Below are 1913 nucleotides of genomic sequence, written 5' to 3'. Positions count from 1 at the left end.
GGGGGCTGGTGGCCATCGCGGCGAGGGCCCCGGCGACGGTGCGGGCGGCGATGATCTGGGTGCGCATCTTGGGCAGGTAGATCACGTCGCCCTGCCGGCCCATGTCCATGAGCACGCCGACAAGTTCGTGGAACTGTGCGACGCGCTGGACCCTCGCGGGCACCGGGCCGGCCAGCACGGCCTGCTCGTGGGCGAGCTTGGCCGACCCGTAGCCGCCGGCGGACTTCTGGATCCCGATGATCGAAACGGCCACGTAGCGGGCCACGCCGGCCCGCTCGCCGGCCTGCTGCAGGTTCCTGGCGGCGGTGTTGAAGAACTCGGTAGCGGCCTGCTGCTCGTTGCTCGGCCCGGCGACCACGTCGATGATCGCGCCGGCGCAGGTGAGTGCTGCGGCGAGGCCGTCGCCGGTGATGACATCGACGCCGGCCGACCGGGAGATCGGGACGACCTGGTGCCCCTCGGCATCGAGCACGCCGGCGACGTGACGCCCGAGCCGCCCGGTGGCGCCGGCCACAGCGATCTTCGCTTGCTGCATGATGGCCTCCCTGTTGTGTTGTGTGCTGCAGCACTGAACGAACACAAGATGCCGGCGGCCCGGTCGGTGTGACGGCGCCGTCATGTGACGAACGCCACCGATCGCGGGTGTCACACAGCGGCCGGGCCCGGCGTCTTGTGCGTGGCACGGTCGAGAGCGAACGGGCAGGCCCGCAACCGGGCAGCCGCCGCGGTCCGCCGCACCATCCCGTTCCAGCTCGCCTGCCAGACACTGACCATGACCTGGTATATGACCGCCGGCCACGACCCCGCCGACCTGGACGAGCGCCGCGCCCGCGCTCCCTGGTACCGCAGCAAGAACCAGCCATCCACCGCTGACATGCTCGCCAAGCTCCGCCGCGTCCTCATCGCCGCCCGATTCCGGGCATCTCACCCTGACCCGCCAACCCGCGAAGAAACCCACGCCATCCGCCTGGCCTGGGAAACCACAGCGGCATAACGCGAAAGTCGAGTAGGACAGTAAGCCCTCATAAATCCGTTGCCGGCCGCCGTGGGCGTCGCCGATGATGGCAATCATGGCCACGAGCCGACGAGCCGACATGTTCACCGCCGACGGCAAGCCGTCTGACGACGACCCGCGTGAGCACAGAGCGAGGCTGGGCGACGAGCGCGTCACGCTAACCGAATCCCTGCGCTGCCAGCGCCTCACCCTGGAGATGAAGTGCGCGGGTCTCAGCGCGGAGGCCATGGCGCGGCGTTCCGTCGAGCCGTCGACGATGTCGCTCCTTGGGCTGGTGCGGCACCTGGCCGAGATGGAGCGCGCGACGTTCCGGGTGCTGCTGGCGGGCCAGGACGTGCCACGGCTGTTTTGCTCCGAGACCGACCGTGACGGTGATTGGGATGGTGCTGTTCCCGACCCCCGAGTAGTCGCGGAGGCGTGGAACGCGTGGCGTGCGGAGGCGGACTTCGCCACGCGGTTCGTGGCCGAGGCGCCCAGTCTCGACATCACCGCCGACGATCCCCTGAATCAGCATGGCAGTGGCGGCGGGCCGATGTCGCTGCGCGAGGCGCTGGTCGGAATGATCGGGGAGTACGCCCGCCACATGGGTCACGCCGACCTGCTGCGCGAGCGGATCGACGGACGCCTGGGCCAGTAATGCGCACGGGCCGGGCACGCAGCCGGCGGCCGCCGGTGCGTTAGCGGGCTCCGGTCCTGGCCGGCTACTGCTGGCCGAGGAAGCGAATGATCGCCGCCTCGAGCGCCCTGGCTATCCGCCGCTGGAAGCGGGCCGACGTCAGCAGCCGGGCGTCGGTCGCGTTGCGCATGTTTCCGCACTCGATCAGCACCTCGGGAACGGTGGTCAGGTTGAGCCCGGCCAGATTGTCCCGGGGCTCGATTCCGTGCACGCCGTCGTAGG

At 70.0% G+C, this 1913-nt stretch carries 4 protein-coding genes; 2 read left to right on the top strand and 2 right to left on the bottom strand.

What is annotated here, in order from left to right:
- Window positions 1-535: SDR family oxidoreductase (locus WA805_RS24620; protein ID WP_425243511.1), on the bottom strand; the 535-nt coding region annotated here is incomplete at its 3' end.
- Between the two features lie 141 nt (window positions 536-676).
- Between WA805_RS24620 and WA805_RS24615 the strand changes: the two genes are divergently transcribed.
- Together WA805_RS24615 and WA805_RS24610 are read left to right on the top strand one after the other, a co-directional pair.
- The gene (locus WA805_RS24615) at window positions 677-994 is read left to right on the top strand and encodes a hypothetical protein (RefSeq protein ID WP_422275103.1); all 318 of its coding nucleotides are present in this window, start codon (window positions 677-679) and stop codon (window positions 992-994) included.
- Between the two features lie 100 nt (window positions 995-1094).
- Complete coding sequence (locus tag WA805_RS24610; RefSeq protein WP_425243510.1) at window positions 1095-1652, top strand: DinB family protein; 558 nt, start codon at window positions 1095-1097, stop codon at window positions 1650-1652.
- A gap of 64 nt (window positions 1653-1716) precedes the next feature.
- Here WA805_RS24610 and WA805_RS24605 read toward each other — a convergent pair.
- A partial coding sequence (locus tag WA805_RS24605) for an N-acetylmuramoyl-L-alanine amidase family protein (protein ID WP_425243509.1) occupies window positions 1717-1913 on the bottom strand: 197 nt, incomplete at its 5' end.

The sequence above is a fragment of the Trebonia sp. genome (assembly GCF_049794275.1).
Lineage (GTDB): Bacteria > Actinomycetota > Actinomycetes > Streptosporangiales > Streptosporangiaceae > Trebonia.
This window is presented reverse-complemented; position numbering and strand designations above follow the sequence as displayed.

Coding starts and splice junctions, on each gene's coding strand:
- WA805_RS24610 (WP_425243510.1), top strand. CDS start 1,095: ATGTTCACCGCCGACGGCAAGCCGTCTGACGACGACCCGCGTGAGCAC.